This is a genomic window from Hymenobacter cellulosilyticus (assembly GCF_022919215.1).
Lineage (GTDB): Bacteria > Bacteroidota > Bacteroidia > Cytophagales > Hymenobacteraceae > Hymenobacter > Hymenobacter cellulosilyticus.
In genome coordinates, this window is record NZ_CP095046.1 from 4,821,932 (window position 1) to 4,839,533 (window position 17,602).

14 protein-coding genes and 1 pseudogene are annotated in these 17,602 nt (G+C 60.5%); 12 read left to right on the forward strand and 3 right to left on the reverse strand.

Annotated elements, in window-relative coordinates; all coding sequences use genetic code 11:
• Positions 1-39 precede the first annotated feature (39 nt).
• The 8 genes and pseudogenes from MUN79_RS23655 (at position 40) to MUN79_RS23685 (ending at position 11,571) form a co-directional block, all read left to right on the forward strand.
• Positions 40-1,968, forward strand: a complete 1,929-nt coding sequence (locus tag MUN79_RS23655; protein WP_244674987.1) for a glycoside hydrolase family 97 protein — start codon at positions 40-42, stop codon at positions 1,966-1,968.
• A 79-nt stretch (positions 1,969-2,047) separates the two neighbouring features.
• Positions 2,048-3,974: pseudogene (locus MUN79_RS23660) on the forward strand (alpha/beta hydrolase-fold protein).
• A gap of 118 nt (positions 3,975-4,092) precedes the next feature.
• Positions 4,093-4,953, forward strand: coding sequence for a family 43 glycosylhydrolase (locus MUN79_RS23665; RefSeq protein WP_244674988.1), 861 nt, complete (start codon positions 4,093-4,095; stop codon positions 4,951-4,953).
• 197 nt (positions 4,954-5,150) lie between these two features.
• Positions 5,151-7,097 carry an alpha-glucuronidase gene (locus MUN79_RS23670; protein ID WP_244674989.1) on the forward strand — a complete coding sequence of 649 codons (1,947 nt, stop codon included), beginning with the start codon at positions 5,151-5,153 and terminating at the stop codon, positions 7,095-7,097.
• A gap of 201 nt (positions 7,098-7,298) precedes the next feature.
• On the forward strand, positions 7,299-7,955 hold the full coding sequence (locus MUN79_RS30380; RefSeq protein ID WP_262922937.1) for a glycosyl hydrolase family 8: 657 nt from the start codon (positions 7,299-7,301) through the stop codon (positions 7,953-7,955).
• A gap of 20 nt (positions 7,956-7,975) precedes the next feature.
• On the forward strand, positions 7,976-8,605 hold the full coding sequence (locus MUN79_RS32085) for a glycosyl hydrolase family 8 (protein WP_262923082.1): 630 nt from the start codon (positions 7,976-7,978) through the stop codon (positions 8,603-8,605).
• 15 nt (positions 8,606-8,620) lie between these two features.
• A complete protein-coding gene (locus MUN79_RS23680; RefSeq protein ID WP_244674990.1) occupies positions 8,621-10,189 on the forward strand; it encodes a glycoside hydrolase family 43 protein in 1,569 nt (522 codons plus the stop codon).
• 32 nt (positions 10,190-10,221) lie between these two features.
• Positions 10,222-11,571 (forward strand): family 43 glycosylhydrolase, encoded by a 1,350-nt coding sequence (locus tag MUN79_RS23685; protein ID WP_244674991.1) that lies wholly within the window; start codon positions 10,222-10,224, stop codon positions 11,569-11,571.
• A 114-nt stretch (positions 11,572-11,685) separates the two neighbouring features.
• Here MUN79_RS23685 and MUN79_RS23690 read toward each other — a convergent pair whose 3' ends face one another.
• Positions 11,686-12,558 (reverse strand): SDR family oxidoreductase, encoded by an 873-nt coding sequence (locus MUN79_RS23690; protein ID WP_244674992.1) that lies wholly within the window; start codon positions 12,556-12,558, stop codon positions 11,686-11,688.
• A 177-nt stretch (positions 12,559-12,735) separates the two neighbouring features.
• Between MUN79_RS23690 and MUN79_RS23695 the strand changes: the two genes are divergently transcribed.
• Positions 12,736-13,152, forward strand: a complete 417-nt coding sequence (locus tag MUN79_RS23695; protein ID WP_244674993.1) for a winged helix-turn-helix transcriptional regulator — start codon at positions 12,736-12,738, stop codon at positions 13,150-13,152.
• Positions 13,153-13,342: 190 nt separating this feature from the next.
• On the opposite strand, the gene MUN79_RS23700 is transcribed toward MUN79_RS23695, so the two are convergent.
• Together MUN79_RS23700 and MUN79_RS23705 are read right to left on the reverse strand one after the other, a co-directional pair.
• Complete coding sequence (locus tag MUN79_RS23700) at positions 13,343-14,623, reverse strand: sensor histidine kinase (protein ID WP_244674994.1); 1,281 nt, start codon at positions 14,621-14,623, stop codon at positions 13,343-13,345.
• A gap of 23 nt (positions 14,624-14,646) precedes the next feature.
• The gene (locus MUN79_RS23705; RefSeq protein WP_244674995.1) at positions 14,647-15,330 is read right to left on the reverse strand and encodes a response regulator transcription factor; all 684 of its coding nucleotides are present in this window, start codon (positions 15,328-15,330) and stop codon (positions 14,647-14,649) included.
• Between the two features lie 167 nt (positions 15,331-15,497).
• On the opposite strand from MUN79_RS23705, the gene MUN79_RS31415 reads away from it, so the two are divergent.
• From MUN79_RS31415 to MUN79_RS23715, 3 genes are all read left to right on the forward strand, one after another.
• Positions 15,498-15,641: a hypothetical protein gene (locus MUN79_RS31415; protein WP_311136576.1), complete on the forward strand. Its 144-nt coding sequence runs from the start codon at positions 15,498-15,500 to the stop codon at positions 15,639-15,641.
• Entirely contained in the window at positions 15,638-16,792 is a 1,155-nt protein-coding gene (locus MUN79_RS23710; protein ID WP_311136577.1) for a CitMHS family transporter, read from the forward strand. The genes MUN79_RS31415 and MUN79_RS23710 overlap by 4 nt, the downstream gene beginning before the upstream one ends.
• An 80-nt stretch (positions 16,793-16,872) precedes the next feature.
• On the forward strand, positions 16,873-17,592 hold the full coding sequence (locus tag MUN79_RS23715) for a DUF2490 domain-containing protein (protein WP_244674996.1): 720 nt from the start codon (positions 16,873-16,875) through the stop codon (positions 17,590-17,592).
• Positions 17,593-17,602: the final 10 nt, after the last annotated feature.

Consider the following 17,602-nt stretch of genomic DNA (forward strand, 5'->3'; position numbering starts at 1 on the left):
CTCGACTTAGCCAAGTACCTCTTTCCTAGCCTGCCTATCATGCGTTTAGCTTTCTTTTTTGGCGCGTTTATGCTTGTTGCCGCAACCGCTCAGGCCGCCGAGCCCGTTCTCGTCAGCAGCCCCGACGGGGCCGTGCAGGTGCGCGTGGATATCACTGCCCAGGGCCAACCTACCTACGCTGTGCGCTACCGCGCCGCCGAGCTGCTGCGCCCTTCGCACCTGGGTTTGCAGCTGGCCAGCGCCGACCTTACCCAGGGCCTGAAACTAACCAAAGCCGACAAGGTGGAAGCCGTAGCCGATGACTACCAGTTGGCCACCGACAAGCGCGCTGCCTGCCGCTACCGGGCCAACCGCCGCGTGGTGCGCTTTGCGGGCAAGGCCGGGGCGCCCACGCTGAGCGTCGTGTTTCAGGTGTCGAACGACGGGGTGGCGTTTCAGTACCTTGTTGAGGGCAACAACGCCGATTTGCAGCGGATTACGGCCGAGAAAACCAGCTTCCACCTGCCGGCAACTGCCAAGGGCTGGCTGCACCCACATGCTAAAGCGCAGACTGGGTTTGCCAATACCCAGCCCTCGTACGAGGAATATTACCAGCGCGGCGTGGCGGCCGGTACGCCGTCTTCGCTCGGGCAGGGCTGGTCGTTTCCGGCTTTGTTTGAGACGGGCGGGCACTGGGTGCTGCTCACCGAGGCGGGTATGGACCGCAGCTACTGCGGCACCCACCTGGCCCACACCGCTCCCGATGCCGACTACAGCATTGCCTTTCCGCAGGCCCCGGAACGAACTACGCCCCAGGCCCCGCTGCTGCCCGAAAGCCGTTTGCCCTGGCGCACGCCCTGGCGCGTTATCGTGGTGGGTAATTCGCTGGCTCCCATCGTGGAATCGACCTTGACTACCGACCTGAGTGCACCGGCTAAAACGCCCGTGCTCACCGAAGCGGCCGGCAAATCGTCGTGGTCGTGGGTGCTGCTAGGCGACAAGAACACGACTTACGACGTGCAGCGCCGCTTTATCGACTACTCGGCCACGATGGGCTGGCGCTACTGCTTAGTAGATGCCCTCTGGGACACGCAAATCGGCTACGAGAAGACGGCCGAGCTGGCCCGGTACGCTCAGAGCAAAAACGTGGGGCTGCTGGTGTGGTACAACTCCAACGGCAGCTGGAACGAGGCCCCGCAAACGCCCACCAAGGTGCTGTTCGAGCCTGAAAGCCGGCGGCGGGAGTTTGCCCGCATTAAGAAAATGGGCGTGGCGGGCGTGAAAATCGACTTTTTCGGCGGCGACGGGCAGTCGTTTATGAATTACTACCAGGACCTGCTCACCGACGCGGCTCAGGCCGGGCTGCTGGTCAATTTCCACGGCACCACCATCCCGCGCGGCTGGAACCGCACCTACCCCAACCTGATGACCATGGAGGCCGTGCGCGGCTTCGAGTTTCTGACCTTCGACCAGGCCAATACCGACCAGGAAGCTACCCACTGCGCCACCCTGCCTTTTACCCGCAACGCCGTGGGGCCGATGGACTTCACGCCCATGGCGTTTTCCGAAATAAACGGCAAGCAGCGTCGCACCTCCAACGCCTTTGAGCTGGCCTTGTCGGTGCTGTTTCAGTCGGGCATTCAGCACTATGCCGAGGTGCCCGAGGGCATGGCCGCGCAACCCACCTACGTGCAGGACTTCGTGAAAAAGCTGCCACCGCGCTGGGCCGATGTGAAGCTGCTCGACGGCTACCCCGGTCAGTATGCAGTAATAGCCCGCCAAGCCCCCGACGGCCGGTGGTACGTGGCCGGCATCAACGGCACCGACGCGCCCAAAACCCTGCAACTCGACCTGGGCAAGCTGGGCCTGGCCGGAGGTACGCTCATCACCGACGGCGCCACCAACCGCAGCTTCAGCACCCGGCCCGTGGGCAGCGCTACCCTAAGTGTGACACTACCGGCCCGTGGCGGCTTTGTGGTTCAGCCCTAACCTACGCAGGGCCTAAATAGTCCTGCTATGCCTCACGCATTGGCTAGTAGACTACAAGCCGATGAACCGACTCCAAGCTATGAGAAACGTCCTGTCCCTTATCCTGAGCGTGGTCTTCTTGAGCGTAAGCAACGCCTCGGCGCAAAAAATGCTACTGGAAGCACCTAAGGGCTTCGACCAACCCACCGCGGGCAGCCCTACCGGCCGGCTGGACAGCATCCGTTACACCTCGAAAACGGTAGGCTCGGTGCGCAAGGCACTGGTCTACACACCGCCGGGGTATTCTAAAAAGAAAAAGTACCCGGTGCTCTACCTGCTGCACGGCATCGGCGGCGACGAAAAGGAGTGGCTCCGGGGCGGCCGGCCCCAGGTGATTCTGGATAACCTCTACGCGGCCGGCAAGCTCAGGCCCATGCTGGTTGTAATGCCCAATGGACGCGCCATGAAGGATGACCGGGCCTTGGGCAACGTATTCAGTCCCGACAAGGTGGCGGCCTTTGCCAACTTCGAAAAAGACCTGCTCACCGACCTTATTCCCTACGTCGAAAAGCACTACCCCGTGCTCCGGAGCCGCGAAAATCGGGCCCTAGCCGGGCTGTCGATGGGCGGCGGACAGTCGTTGAATTTCGGACTGGGCAACCTCGACCGGTTTGCCTGGGTGGGCGGCTTTTCCTCGGCTCCCAATACCAAGCTGCCCGAGCAATTGGTACCCGACCCGAAAAGGCGAAAAAGCAGCTCAAGCTGCTCTGGATTTCCTGCGGCGACCAGGACGGCCTGTTGCCCGTTAGCCAGCGCACCCACGACTACCTCTACGAGCACAACGTGCCGCACGTGTACTACCTCGAAGCCGGCGGGCACGATTTCAAAGTCTGGAAAAACGGCCTCTACATGTTCGCACAGCAGCTCTTCAAGCCCGTGGACGTAGCTGCCCTGCCCACCTACACCGTGCTGGGCGCGCCCGCAGCCACCAACGTGCGCAATGCGAAATACCCCCAGCTCTTGCCCGATAACCGCGCCGTGTTTCGCCTCCAGGCCCCTGGTGTGCAGCGCGTACAGCTGGATTTGGGCCGGAAATATGATATGACGAAAGACAGCAGCGGCACCTGGACGGTGACGACCGACACGCTAAGCCGGGGCCTGCATTATTATTCGCTGGTGCTCGACGGGCTACCCGTGGCTGACCCCGCCAGCGCCACCTTCTACGGCATGGGGCGCATGGCCAGCGGCCTCGAGGTGCCCGGCCGCGGCACGGGTTTTTACGCCCTGAAAGACGTGCCCCACGGGGAGGTGCGGCTCAAGCGGTTCTACTCGAAAGTCACCAACTCCTGGCGGCAGTGTTACGTGTACACGCCGCCGGGCTACGAGGCCAATGCCAGCACTACGTACCCGGTGCTCTACCTGCTGCACGGCGGGGGCGAAGACGAAACCGGCTGGGCTCGGCAAGGCAAAGCCGATTTGATTCTGGACAACCTGCTGGCCGAGAAAAAGGCAAAGCCCATGCTCGTAGTGATGCTCGACGGCAACATGGGCGGCCCCGGCGGCCTGGCAAGCTTCGGCGAACCGACGCTGAAACGCTTCGAAGACGAGCTCAAGCAAACCGTACTACCGGTAGTGGAAAGCAGCTACCGAGTGGCGCCCGGCCCTCAGAACCGGGCCTTGGCGGGCTTGTCGCTGGGCGGCTTGCAAACGCTCTACGCCGGTGTGCGCAACACGGATATGTTTCCGTACCTCGGCGTGTTCAGTTCGGGCTTCTTTGCCAACAACCCCGCGCTGTCGGACCCGCAGTACGCCTTTATGCAAGCCAACGCGGGCACCATCAATGCCAACCTCAAGCAGCTGTGGCTTTCGATGGGCGGCCCGAGGACATTGCCTACGCCAACAACAAGGTGATGCGGGCCCGACTAGATATGCTGGGTATCAAGTACGGGTACAGCGAGTATCCTGGTGGCCATACCTGGCCCGTGTGGCGGCATGATTTGTACCTGTTTGCGCAAAAGCTGTTTTAGACAGCCCGTTTCGTTTTCCTACCCCTCTACCTGATCCGATGAGAAATATCTGCCTTGTTGTCCTGTTAACTCTTGGGACCTACTTCCCCTGCGGGCGCAAAATCCCATTATCAAGGACGTGTTTACGGCCGACCCGGCCCCGCTGGTGTACCGCGACACGCTGTTTCTCTACACCAGCCACGACACGGCTTCGGCGCAGGAAACCAACTACAAAATGCCCGACTGGCGCATCTACTCCACCACCGACATGGTGCATTGGAAAGACTACGGCAAGCGCCTTTCGCCCAAGACCTTTGCCTGGGCCACCGGCGACGCTTACGCGGCCCAGTGCGTTTATCACAAGGGCAAGTTCTACTGGTTTGTGTCGACCTTTCATAAGAAGGACGCCAACAGCCAAGGTGGGGCGGCCATCGGCGTGGCCGTGTCGGACCGGCCCACGGGGCCGTTCAAGGATGCCATCGGCAAGGCCCTTATTACCAACGAAATGACCAAGGATAAGCCGCACGCCTGGGACGACATCGACCCCACCGTTTTTATCGATGATGATAAGCAAGCCTACCTGTACTGGGGCAACTTAAGCTGCCGCTGGGTGAAACTTAAGGACAACCTGACGGAGCTGGCTGGTCCCATCACGGTGCTGAATATTAAGAACTACATCGAAGGTCCCTGGGTGTACAAGCGCAAGAAGCTCTATTACCTCGTGTATGCCAGCGAGGGCACCAAGCCCGAAATGATAGAGTACTGCACCGCCCCAGCGCCGCTGGGCCGTGGACGTACCGCGGCATCATCCAGGAAAATGTGCCTAACAGCTTCACCACCCACCCGGGCATTATCGATTACAAGGGCCAGAGCTACTTCTTCTACCACAATGGCTCGTTGCCCACCGGCGGCAGCTACCGCCGCTCTATCTGCGTGGATTATTTGCGCTACAACCCGGACGGCACTATCCAGCCCATCGTGCAGACGACCAAGGGTGTAGCGCCCGTGAAGTAAGAATCTAGGCTCCTTAGCCGCCGAAGAACCACCCTCCGTATCCCACCCGTGAACAAACTTCTTTTCTTTCTTCTTTCTCTAAGCGCAGCCTCGGAACTACACGCCGAAGACGGCCACCAACTCTGGTTGCGCCCACATGCCGCAACCCCGGTAACGGTAGTAGTTCCTATCAAAAACTCAGCCTTGCTCGCTACAGCGAAGCAGGAATTGCAGCAGAGCTGGCAGGGTAGCGCCGGCGCCACCGTCACGCTTACCCTCCGCAAGGATAAGACTATAAAACACGACGGGTTTCGGTTGAGTGCGCAAGGGGTGCAGGCCGCCACCGAACGTGGCATCCTGTACGGGGTGTTTGAGCTATTGCGGCGCCAGCAAACCGGCCAGTCGGTGACAGATGGTGTTTCCAATCCATCCTATGAACTTCGCCTGCTCAACCATTGGGACAACCCTGATGGGTCGGTGGAGCGGGGATATGCCGGCAAGTCCATCTTCTGGCGCAAGGACAGTGCCCTGGTCGTGACCAAGCGCGACAAAACCCTGTGGCAGGAATACGCCCGGGCCAACGCCTCAGTGGGCATCAACGGCAGCGTCCTCAATAACGTGAATGCCTCGCCCATGATACTCTCCGCCGAATACTTGGGCCGGGTGAAAGCCATTGCTAATGTGCTGCGGCCCTACGGTGTGAAGACTTATCTGTCCGTGAAGTTCTCCTCGCCAGTGCTGCTTGGCGGCCTCAAAACCGCCGACCCGCTGGACCCAGCCGTTGTCAACTGGTGGCGTAGCAAGGTGAAGGAGATTTACCAGCAGGTGCCCGATTTTGGTGGCTTCCTGGTGAAAGCCAGCAGCGAAGGGCAGCCTGGTCCGCAGGACTACGGCCGCACCCACGCCGACGGCGCCAACATGCTGGCCGATGTGCTGAAGCCCTACGGTGGCCTGGTGATGTGGCGAGCCTTCGTGTACAGCCCCAACGATAAGGACCGCGCCAAGCAAGCCTACAACGAGTTTGTGACGCTCGACGGCAAATTCCGGGACAACGTCATCATTCAAGTGAAGAACGGGCCGGTAGATTTTCAGCCCCGGGAGCCATTCAGCCCGTTGTTTGGGGCGCTGAAAAAGACGGCCGTCATGCCCGAGTTTCAAATCACGCAGGAGTACCTCGGGCACGCCATCGACTTGGCTTATTTGGCGCCGATGTGGGAAGAGTGTTTGCAAAGTGACACCTACCAGGCCGGCCCCGGCAGCACCGTGGCCCGCTGCACCAACGGCAGTGTGTACCGACAAGCCCACTCGGCCATGGCCGGCGTGTCCAACGTGGGCCTGGACACCAACTGGACGGGCCACGACTTCGCGCAGGCCAACTGGTACGCTTTCGGGCGACTAGCCTGGAACAGCAGCGCCAAAAGCGCCCAACTCGCCGAAGAGTGGCTCAAGCTGACTTTCCAAAACGCAGCTAGCGGCCCAACGCAGCCCGCTACCTCGGCCGCCGACTGGAACACCAAGTTCCTGACGCCCATAACCCAATTAATGCTGGCGAGCCGCGAGGCAATCGTCGATTACTCCATGCCGTTAGGCTTGCACCATATTATGTCGGCCACTCACCATCACTACGGACCGGGCCCGTGGTGGGCGCCGCCCGGTATGCGCGCCGACTGGACCCCGCCCTATTATCACCAGGCGTCGGCCAACGGTGTGGGTTTCGACCGCACCAAGACGGGCAGCGACGCGGTGAGCCAGTACCACGAGCCGCTGGCCACGCAGTTCAACAACCCCGCCACCTGCCCCGACGAGTACCTGCTGTGGTTCCACCACCTGCCTTGGGATTTCAAGATGAAGAGCGGCCGCACGCTGTGGGACGAGTTGGCCCTGCACTACGAGCACGGCGTGCAGCAAGTGCGCCAGTTTCAGCGCACTTGGGACCAGGCCCAACCTTACGTGGACGCCGAGCGGTTCGGGGTGGTGCAAAACAAGCTGCGCACCCAAAGCGGCAACGCCGTGGTGTGGAAAGACGCCTGTTTGCTGTACTTCCAGCAGTTCAGCCGCTTGCCCATTCCGGCCGCCGTGGAGCCGCCCATGCACACGCTGGAAACACTCATTGCCAACGACACGCCGCCGCGGCCACCTCGCCAGCCTTAGTCGTTCTTATTGCACTTGTCAAAACTGCCAGCCCGTGGTTCTGAACGACAAATGCGGCTTTGACTTTGCCCCGGCCGTGTACGGCGTTGCCTGGTCAAACGGAATGTCACCTCTTACTTCCTCAGGTTGCGGTACCTATATGGCTACGCATGCGACTCCTAAGCTCTCAGCGTCCCACGCTACTCTTTGAAACATAGCTTTATGAACAACCTTTTTGCCCGCTTGCTTGGCACAAAATGCACCCTTTTGGCGGTGGTGGGTCTGCTCACGGTGGGTGCCAGCCCTAGCTTCGGCCAGCGCCTTAGCCCCCGGAAGAAACCAACGAGCACCGCGGCTTTTTACACCAATAAGTACCCTAACCTGCTGCGGGAAGCGGGCTACAGCCAGGCTGACATCGATAAGAAAGTGGCACAGGCATACCACGACGTGTTTGAGGGGCCCAACAAAGTGTACTTCGCAGTGGGCGACTCCATGGCCTACGTGTCGGATGTGAAAAACGAGGATGCCCGCACCGAGGGCCTTTCCTACGGCATGATGGTAGCGGTGCAGCTCAACAAAAAGGAAGTGTTTGACCGCCTCTGGCGCTGGTCGAAAAAGTATTTGCAGCACCAAAGCGGTCCGCTGGAAGGCTACTTTGCCTGGAGCATCAACACGGCCACCATGAAGCGCAACTCGGAAGGGCCGGCCTCGGATGGCGAGCTGTACTTCGTGACCAGCCTCTTGTTTGCCTCGAATCGGTGGGCAATGCGACGGGCATCAACTACTACAAGGAAGCCCGCCGCATCTTGGATGCCTCCTGGAAAAAAGACGGTACCGGCGACGTGCACAACCTCTTCAATACCAAGCACAAGCAGATAAGCTTCGTGCCGGTCGGCGACATGTACAACTGGACCGACCCCTCGTACCACGTGCCGGCTTTTCTGGAAGTGTGGGCCGAATACGCCAAGGATGGGCACGAGCAGTTTTACCGGGACTGCGCCGATACGTCGCGGGTGTTTCTGCACCGCGCCTGCGCTTCCCCCACCGGCCTCAACTACGACTACACCGAGTTTAGCGGCCAGCCCCACCCGACCCGGTGGGCGCCCGCCGCGTTCCGCTACGACTCCTGGCGCGTGCCCATGAACATTGCCATGGACTACGTGTGGTTTGGCAAGGACCGGGCCTGGCAGCAGCAGTACGCGCAACGCTTCCAGGGCTTCCTGCGCAGCAAAGGTCTCAACACCTTCGAAGACCAATTCAACGTGGACGGCTCACGGCCTGATTTTATTTTGCCGGCCGGCAAGGTGAAAAAGCTGCGCCACTCGCTCGGCCTGGTGGCTACCTCGGCCTCGGCCTCGCTCATGCGCCCAGCCCCGCCGCAACTGGATTTCGTGCACGCCCTTTGGAACGCCAAGCTGGCGCCCTACGAAGACGGCTATTTCGACCCCTACTACGACGGCCTGCTGTACTTGTTTAGCCTCATGCACCTGAGCGGCAACTACCAGGTCATCAAGCCCCAAACGCGCTAATTATTAAGGTCAACGATGAAGAACTACTTGTTGCTGCTGACTAGTCTGTGCCTTGGGGGGCCGGTGGCGTGGGCGCAGAGCCCAACGGCCCGCAACCCCGTGGTGCATGCCGACGTGCCCGACCTGTCTATGATTCGGGTGGGCAACACCTACTACATGAGCAGCACCACCATGCACATGAGTCCGGGGGTGCCCATCATGAAATCGACGGACCTGGTGAACTGGAAGCTGGTGAGCTACGCCTACGACACCCTGGCCAGTGTGGACGCCATGACCCTCGCCAACGGCAAAAACACCTACGGGCGCGGCTCCTGGGCCAGCAGTTTGCGCTACCACCAGGGCACGTACTATGTCAGCACCTTTGCCCAGACTACCGGCAAAACTCACGTCTATTCCACCAAGAACATCGAGAAAGGCCCTTGGAAAGCAGTTTCCTTTCAGCCGAGCATGCACGACCATTCGCTGTTTTTCGACGACGATGGCCGGGTGTATATGGTGTACGGCGCGGGCAAGCTGCAACTGGCCGAACTTACCGCCGACGCGGCGGGCCTGAAGCCGGGCACCACGCCACAAACCATCATCGAAAATGCCAGCGCCCCGGCCGGCCCCAACATCAACCTACCGGCCGAAGGCTCACAGCTGTTCAAAGTCAACGGCAAGTACTACCTCTTCAACATCGTGTGGCCCAAGGACGGCATGCGCACGGTGGTCGTGCACCGGGCCGATAAAATAACCGGCCCCTACGAAGGCCGGTTGGCTCTACAAGACCTCGGCGTGGCCCAAGGCGGCCTCATCGACACGCCCGAGGGCAAGTGGTACGCCTACTTGTTCCGTGATTTTGGCGCCGTGGGCCGCATCCCGTACCTGGTGCCGGTGCAATGGGAAAACGGCTGGCCGGTGCTCGGCAATCCGGCGGGCAAAGTGCCCGAAACCCTCAACCTGCCCGCCAATAAAAGCCTGCTGCCGGGCCTGGTGGCGTCCGATGAGTTTACGCGCCGCGCCGGCGAACCAGCCCTGCCGCTGGTGTGGCAGTGGAACCACAACCCCGACAACAAGCGCTGGTCGGTAACTGAGCGCCCGGGCTACCTGCGCCTTACCACCGGGCGGGTCGATACTTCGTTTCTTCTGGCCCGCAATACCCTCACGCAGCGCACCATCGGGCCCACCTGCGCCGGCACGACGGCCCTGGATGTGTCGCATCTACGTCCCGGCGACTTTGCTGGCTTGGGGGTGCTGCAGAAGCGCTACGGGCTAGTGGGCGTGCAGGCCAGTCAGGGAGGCAAAGCCATTGTGATGGTCAGTGCCGAATCGGAAAAGCCAGTGGAGCTGCAGCGCCTGCCCCTGACGCAAAACAAGGTGTACTTCAAAATCGAGTGCGACTTCCAGGACCGCCGGGACGTGGCCACCTTTTTCTACAGCCTCGATGGCAAAAGTTGGCAGCCCGTGGGCAAGCCCCTCAAAATGGCTTACACGCTGCCGCACTTCATGGGCTACCGGTTCAGTCTCTTTAACTACTCCACCCAAACAGCGGGCGGGTACGCCGATTTCGATTATTTCCGCCTGGAAGACCACCTGAGCAAGTAGGCATTTCCCACTCGCTTCCCAACCCCAACCTCATGCGCAACCGAATACTTTGCGGACTGCTGGCAGCCTTGTTTCTTACTACTCTTCAGCCCGCCCGTGCCCAAAATCCGTTCATTACCAGCCAGTTTACGGCTGACCCCACGGCCCGCGTATTCGGCGACCGGGTGTACGTCTATCCTTCGCACGATATTCCCTGCGGGCCGGGGCGGGGCAAAATTGGCTGGTTTTGCATGGAAGACTACCACGTCTTCTCCTCGGCCAACCTTACCGACTGGACCGACCACGGCGTCATTGTCACCCAAAACAAAGTGCCCTGGGTGAAGCCCGACAGCTACAGCATGTGGGCACCCGACTGCGTTTTCCGCAACGGCAAGTACTATTTCTACTTCCCCACCACGCCTCGCGATACTACCCAGAGCAAGGGCTTTCGGATTGGGGTGGCGGTGGCCGACAAGCCCACCGGCCCCTTCCTGCCCCAGCCCGCGCCCATCGCCGGCGTGCACGGCATCGACCCCAACGTGTTTATCGACAAGGACGGTCAAGCCTACCTCTACTGGTCGCAGGGCGAAATTTATGGGGCCAAGCTGCAAGAGAACATGCTGGCGCTGGCCTCCGAACCCAAAACGCTGGGCGAGCTGCCCACCAAGGGCTTGAAGGAAGGCCCCTACGTGTTTGAGCGCAAGGGCATTTACTACCTCACCTATCCGCACGTCGAGAACAAGACCGAGCGCCTCGAATACGCCACCAGTACCAGCCCGCTGGGCCCGTTCACGGTAAAGGGTGTTATTATGGACGAATCGCCGACTGGATGCTGGACCAATCACCACTCACTGCTGCAGCTGAAAAACCAGTGGTACCTGTTCTACCACCACAATGATTTGTCGCCGGAGTTTGACAAGAACCGCTCGGTTAGAATTGACAGCCTATCCTTCGCCGCCGACGGTTCGATTCGCAAGGTGAAGCCCACTCTGCGCGGCGTCGGCCTGACCGATGCCCGGCAGAAAATTCAATTGGACCGCTACAGCCAGTTGAGTGAGCAGGGCGCGGCCATTGCTTTCCTGGACCCGGCCAATCCTTTCCGGGGCTGGAAAACCGTTTTCACCGGCCCCGGCGGCTGGGTGCAGTACGGTGGAGTTGCGTTTAGCCCGCAGAAGCCCAAAACCGTGTTGCTCCGGGCTGCCTCTGCTACCGGGGCTACCCTACAGATTCGACTGAATCATGCGGCGGGGCCAATCCTGGCAGAAGTAACCGTGCCCAAGGGCGGTGCCTGGCAGGACGTCAAAGCCCCGGTTTTGTCGTTTAAGCCCGGTACGCACGCCCTCTATGTAGCGCCGAAATCCAAGGAAGGGGCTGTGGAAGTGGATTGGGTGCGTTTTGAGTGAAACTGCTAACCCGCCCGTATGAAGTAGATGCCTAGATGAGTTTGCAAAAGACACTCCTTCTGGTGGATGACAGGAATCAGTTCGTTGGACTGAAGCACCAAGTATTGGCCGTCGCTACGAGCGGTTAGTACCCGGGAAATACGTTGTTTCCAGGTATTCCCGTAGCGAAGTTGGCTTACGGCCCAGCAACCGCTCCACGGTATCATGTGTGCCCGCCAGCATGCCGTGCTTGGTGGCGGCTCCCCACTGGGCGAAGAAAGTGGCAACGAAATCGGGGAAGCCGGCGGCTACTTTCTGTGCGATGTAGGGCTCCAGTTCGCTGCTGGTGTAAGCAATGGGCCGGCCCGCTAACGTGGAGAGTTCCCGGGCAACGTCGTGAAACGAATAGGCTTCGCTCCCGGCCAGGGTATACTCCTGGTTGTCATGCCCTTCGCTGGTCAGCAGCGCGGCCGTGGCGGCGGCCAAGTCGGTTCGCTTCACGAAGGCTATCTTGCCTTCTCCGGCCGGGAAGCGTATCTCCGTCTCTGGCACCTCGCTGCCAATCAGATACCCCAGGCCTTCCAGGTAGTAGCCGTTATGGAGAATGGTGTAAATCAGCCCCGACGCTTTGAGGTAGGCTTCTGTAGCCAGGTCGCTTTCCGTGACCTCCGGCAGCACAAAATCGGTGTCGCGCTGAATGCTGGTGTAGAACAGGTGCTTTACCCCAGCTTCCTTCGCGGCGTCGATGACGTTGCGGTGCTGGCTCACCCGGTCGGTAAAGGCCACGGCCGAAACCAGCAGTAACTTATCAACGCCCCGAAAGGCTGACACCAGCGAGGAATAGTCCAGGTAGTCGCCCTGCCGGACGTCAACGCCCCGCGCCGCGAGGTCTTGGGCTTTGCTCATGTCGCGCACCAGGGCGGCGATTTCCGAGGCCGGGATGGTGGTGAGCAAGGAATCGATGGTTTCGTGGCCTAAGCCACCGGTGGCGCCAGTTACTAGAATCATGGTAGACAGTGGTTAATGACCACGACTGCGTGGTCGGCAGAATGGTGAGACGGGGCGAAGCAGAATAAATAGGGTGACGTCCAGCGTGGGCAAAACCCTCGTATATTTGCTTGCGATTTGCAAGTGCAAAGATGAGCCAATTAACTTGCAAAAAGCAAGTAAACCTAAATCTTTTTTATGAAGGAGCTAAAACAGCGTTCTACTTGCCCCATCAGCACCTCGCTCGACGTGCTCGGGGACAAATGGACCCTGCTGATTTTGCGGGACATGGTGTTCGCCGGCAAGTCTACCTATGGGCAATTCCTGCAGTCGGCCGAAAAAATGGCGACCAATATCTTGGCCGACCGCTTAGCGGGCCTTGAGGCCCAGGGCATCGTATCCAAGGCCGTGGCCACCGATAAGAAATCCAAGTTCACCTACCGCCTGACGGAAAAAGGCGTGGATACCGTCCCCATCCTGATAGAGCTGATCCTATGGGGAGCCAAGCATTGCCCGACCATCGTTGACCCGGGCTTGCTGGCCGAACTCCAGACGGAGAAAGACGCGGCCGTGGAGAATTACCAAGGGCTCGCCCGCGCAAAGGCCCTGGCGTAAACAAGAAGCGTAGAATTGAGGTGCGCGCCGAAGACCTAGCTCGGCTGTCGCCTGCCCGTTACGAGCATTTCAACCGCCTGGGCAAGTACACTTTCCCCAGTTTCGCGTGTCGGATGCCTAGGTAGAATACGCAATAAGCCAACTGGACAATCTATCGTCTACAGTCCGCTTTTTCCCTTTGTACTACCTGTTACAGGAGCAACACTTGTTGGCGATGACGCCCCGGGGCCACGTAACTGTAGCGCAACGGCAGTCCGCAATTGGTGCAGATTTGCTGTACCAGAGTCAAGCCCAAGCCAACTCCCTCCGAAGAACTGTCGGAGGCTTTGTGGAAGCGGTGGAACAGGCCGGCTTCCTGCAAGGATTGCTCCTGGCCCGTGTTTTCCACCGTCAGGGCCTCCGGCGTTAAGCGCACCAGCAAATGTCCCTGCGCCACGTTGTGCCGGATGGCATTGACCAGCAGGTTGCTGATCAGCACTTCCAAAAGCCCGCGGTGAATCTGCAGCGGTACGCTAGCAGCAATGTCGATTTCCAGCGTAATGCCCCGCCCCGCCACCTGGGGCTGCAGGTGGGCCAGCTGCGTGCGCAAAATGGACGCTACGTCCACGGTTTCGGCGGGGAAGAACAGCTGATTGTCGAGCTGGGCCAGCAGCAGCAGGCTTTTGGTCAGGTGGGTGAGCCGCTGCGTCACGCCCATGATGGCCTCAATGTGGCCGGCTTGTTCTTCGGTCAGGCCGGGCGCCTGCACCAGCAAGTCGAGCTGGGTGCGCAGCACGGCCAATGGGGTTTGGATTTCGTGGGCCGCATTTTCCGTGAATTCCTTCTGCTGCCGGTACACGTGCTGGTTTTGGCGCAGCAGCAGCTGCACGGCTTCTTGTAGCTCTTGAAACTCCCGGATGGAAGTGGCCGGCAGCGTAACCGGCTCGTTGCGGTTGAGCTTGTAGCGCTGCAGCTGCTCCAATAGGGCATAAAAAGGCTGCCACAGCCGGCGGTTGAGAACAAACTGCAGCCCAAACAACCCGAGCACCAGCAATCCAAACAACAACCCGCCCGCCAGCACGATGCGCAACAGCAGCTGCTGGGTGTCGAACAGGGAAACGCGGATTTGCAGCTCGTAGGGCCGCCCCTGAAACAGCACGGCCGAGGAAAGTTGGCGGTAGGGCTGGCTTTTGCCCGTCAGCTCGTTGTGCATCAGCCGCACCCGGAGCTGGTCGGCGCGGCGCGGGGGCAGCGCCGGCAGGGGCACAAACTCCACGTTATGGTCCAGCTGATGCCAGTACGCCAAATCGGCGGGGCGGTGCAGGTACAGGCGCATAGCTTTTTGCACCCGCAGCTTGCGCCGGCTCAGGGTCCGGTCGACGTAGGCGTAGTAGAGCTTGTGAATCAGGCCGTAGTACACCAGCGTGCCAGCCCCGGCTACCACGCTGGCGTAGAGCAGAAAAATCAGGGTGGTGCGGGTGAGCAGTTTCATGCGGCCGGGCTAGTACTGATTGGCTACGCCAGGTCGGGGTCGAAGCGGTAGCCCAGGCCGTACACCATGCGGATGTAGTTGGGAGCCCCGCCCTCGGTGAGCTTGCGCTTGAGGTTTTTCACGTGCGCGTACACCGTTTCGTAGGTATCAAACTGCTCGGCGTCGTTGCCGGAAAGGTGCTCGGCAATGGCGCCCTTGCTGATGACGCGGCCCTGGTTGGCCAGCAGCAGCAAGAGCAAATTCAGCTCGGTGCGGGTCAGATTCAGCGGCTGGCCCTGCAACGTAGCTACGCGGGCGGCCACATCCACCTGCAGCTCGCCCACGCTCACCAGGTTGGCGCCGTTGTAGCGACGGCGGCGCACAATAGCCGCCACGCGGGCACTGAGTTCGGGCAAGTGAAACGGCTTGGGCAAGTAGTCGTCGGCGCCCAGGTGCAGCCCGGCAATCCGGTCATCGACGGCGTTGCGGGCCGAGGTGATGATGACCCCGGCTTCGGGCCGCTGCGCCTTGAGCTCCCGCAGTAGCGCCAGCCCGTCCCCGCCCGGCAGCGTCAGATCCAGCAGAATACAGTCGTAGTCATAGAGCAGCATCATCTCCTGGGCTTGATCGAAGGTCGTGGCCAGCTCACAGACGTAGTGCTGCCCGCGCAGGTAGCTGCTCATGCCGGCGGCCAGTTCAGGCTCATCTTCGACGATTAGTAATTTCATAGGCGGGCGGGCAGAAGAGCGGAGGGCAGGATAAGTGAATGGTCACTCAGGTAAGAGCAAAGAAGCAACGGCTTCCAAATGTATTCTAAATCGGCCGGTATACTCGCTCCAGGTTTCGACCCGCTACTGCCAAACGCCCCTCCTGCCCACCCTCTTTTTCTGTTGCTATGCTTTCTCTGCTGGGTTTTTTGATGATCAGTACGTTCATGTACCTGATTATGTCCAAGCGCATGTTTGCCATGACGGCGCTGATTCTGATTCCCATTGTCTTTGCCCTCATCGGGGCTTTCGGGCCGAAATCGGGGACATGATGCTCGACGGCGTCAAGAAGATTGCGCCCACCGGCGTGATGCTGATTTTCGCCATCATGTACTTCGGCATCATGACCGACGCGGGCCTGTTCGACCCCATCGTGGCCCGGATTGTCAAAGTGGTGGGCGGCGACCCGCTCAAGGTAGTGCTGGGCACGGCCGTGCTGGCCTTATCCGTCTCGCTCGACGGCGACGGCACCACCACCTACATCATTGTGGTGGCGGCCATGCTGCCCCTCTACCGCCGCCTGAAAATGAACCCGCTCATCCTCACGGCTACCGCCTTTCTGTCGAGTGCCGTGATGAACATTCTGCCCTGGGGCGGCCCCACGGCCCGCGTCCTCTCGGCCCTGCACCTGGACAGTTCCCAGGTGTTCACCCCCCTGATTCCGGCCATGGTTGTGGCGGCGGGCTGGGTGCTGTTTGTGGCCTACATCTTCGGCAAGCGTGAGCAAAAACGCCTGGGCATCACCGTCATTACCGAAGAAGCCGAGACGCTGGTAGCCGAGGCGCATCCCGAAGAGCTGGCCTTGCGCCGGCCCAAGCTGCTCTGGGTAAATGCGCTGCTGACCCTGGCTTTGCTCGTGGGCTTGTTCATGGACATCGTGCCGCTGCCGGTGCTGTTTATGACGGCCTTTGCCCTGGGCATGCTCATCAACTATCCCCGGCTGGGCGAGCAGCGGGGCCGCCTCAACGCACACGCCGGCAACGCCATGATTGTGGCCGGGATGGTGTTTGCGGCCGGCATTTTCACCGGCATTCTGGCCGGCACCAAGATGGTGGACGCCATGTCGCTGACCATCGTGACGCTGATTCCCGATTCGCTGGGGCCCCACCTGCCCATCCTGACGGGTATCACCAGCGCCCCTTTCACGTTTTTCATGAGCAACGATGCCTACTATTTCGGCATTCTGCCCCTGGTCACGAAGGCCGCCGCGCAGTTTGGTGTGAGCGTGGTAGACATGGGCCGAGCCTCGTTGCTGGGGCAGTCGGTGCACCTGCTCAGCCCCCTGGTTCCCTCCACCTATCTGCTGGCCGGCTTGGCCGAGGTCGACTTCGGCGACCATCAGCGCTTCACCCTGAAATGGGCCTGCGGCACTGTGCTGGTGATGCTTCTGACCTGCCTGATTCTGGGCGTCGTGCCTTTTTAGGCCACTTTTCTTTCTGACCTGATTTCTCCCTCTTACCTCCCACCCCACGGCCGGGGAAGGCCGCAGCTTCCTGTCTGTTTATGAAAAAGATACTGTTCTTCTTGCTACTATTGGTGCTGGCCAACGGGCCCGCCCAGGCCCAAAACCGGGGTAAATACAACGGCTGGCTGCAATACACCGGCACGTACTCGCTGAACCAGCGCTTCGACGTGAACCTGGGCGCCCAGTACCGCGCCTATAATGGCCTGACCGACAAGCGCCTGCTCCTGGGTTTGGTAAACCTGCAATACAACCTCAAGAGCCTGCCCATGTCGGTGGCGGCCGGCTACATGTACCTACAGTTGCAGCCCTACGCCGATGCGGAGCAAACCCGGAAGCTGGACAACCGCGAAAACCGGCTCTACCAGCAGCTTATCGTCAACAACAAGCTGGGCCGGGCCCGGCTGCTGCACCGCTACCGCATCGAGGAGCGCTGGACGCCCGGCGACTTCCGGCTGCGCTTCCGCTACCTAGCCTCGCTGCGCCTGCCGTTGGGCCCCCGGGCCGTGGAAAACCCAAAATGGTACGTCACCATCAAGGATGAAATACGCCTCAGCGACGAGAAGAACCCCTTCGACAGCAACCGGGTGTGGGGCGGCGTGGGCTACGTGCTCAACAAGCACCTGGGCGGCGAGCTGCTCTGGATGACCCAGTTCAACGGAGGCGCCGACCGGCCCAACTACCTGGCCTTCATTCTGCGCCACGACTTTGGCTGGTCGGCCGACAAGCCCGAGCGCCGTCCCCGCTTCCTGCCCCAGTAAGCTCACGTTT

Excerpts from the sequence above, each read along its gene's own strand:
- MUN79_RS23655 (WP_244674987.1), top strand. The coding sequence starts at position 40 with ATGCGTTTAGCTTTCTTTTTTGGCGCGTTTATGCTTGTTGCCGCAACC.
- MUN79_RS30380 (WP_262922937.1), top strand. The coding sequence starts at position 7,299 with ATGAACAACCTTTTTGCCCGCTTGCTTGGCACAAAATGCACCCTTTTG.
- MUN79_RS32085 (WP_262923082.1), top strand. The coding sequence starts at position 7,976 with ATGTACAACTGGACCGACCCCTCGTACCACGTGCCGGCTTTTCTGGAA.
- MUN79_RS23680 (WP_244674990.1), top strand. The coding sequence starts at position 8,621 with ATGAAGAACTACTTGTTGCTGCTGACTAGTCTGTGCCTTGGGGGGCCG.
- MUN79_RS23685 (WP_244674991.1), top strand. The coding sequence starts at position 10,222 with ATGCGCAACCGAATACTTTGCGGACTGCTGGCAGCCTTGTTTCTTACT.
- MUN79_RS23690 (WP_244674992.1), bottom strand. The coding sequence starts at position 12,558 with ATGATTCTAGTAACTGGCGCCACCGGTGGCTTAGGCCACGAAACCATC.
- MUN79_RS23695 (WP_244674993.1), top strand. The coding sequence starts at position 12,736 with ATGAAGGAGCTAAAACAGCGTTCTACTTGCCCCATCAGCACCTCGCTC.
- MUN79_RS23700 (WP_244674994.1), bottom strand. The coding sequence starts at position 14,623 with ATGAAACTGCTCACCCGCACCACCCTGATTTTTCTGCTCTACGCCAGC.
- MUN79_RS23705 (WP_244674995.1), bottom strand. The coding sequence starts at position 15,330 with ATGAAATTACTAATCGTCGAAGATGAGCCTGAACTGGCCGCCGGCATG.
- MUN79_RS31415 (WP_311136576.1), top strand. The coding sequence starts at position 15,498 with ATGCTTTCTCTGCTGGGTTTTTTGATGATCAGTACGTTCATGTACCTG.
- MUN79_RS23710 (WP_311136577.1), top strand. The coding sequence starts at position 15,638 with ATGATGCTCGACGGCGTCAAGAAGATTGCGCCCACCGGCGTGATGCTG.
- MUN79_RS23715 (WP_244674996.1), top strand. The coding sequence starts at position 16,873 with ATGAAAAAGATACTGTTCTTCTTGCTACTATTGGTGCTGGCCAACGGG.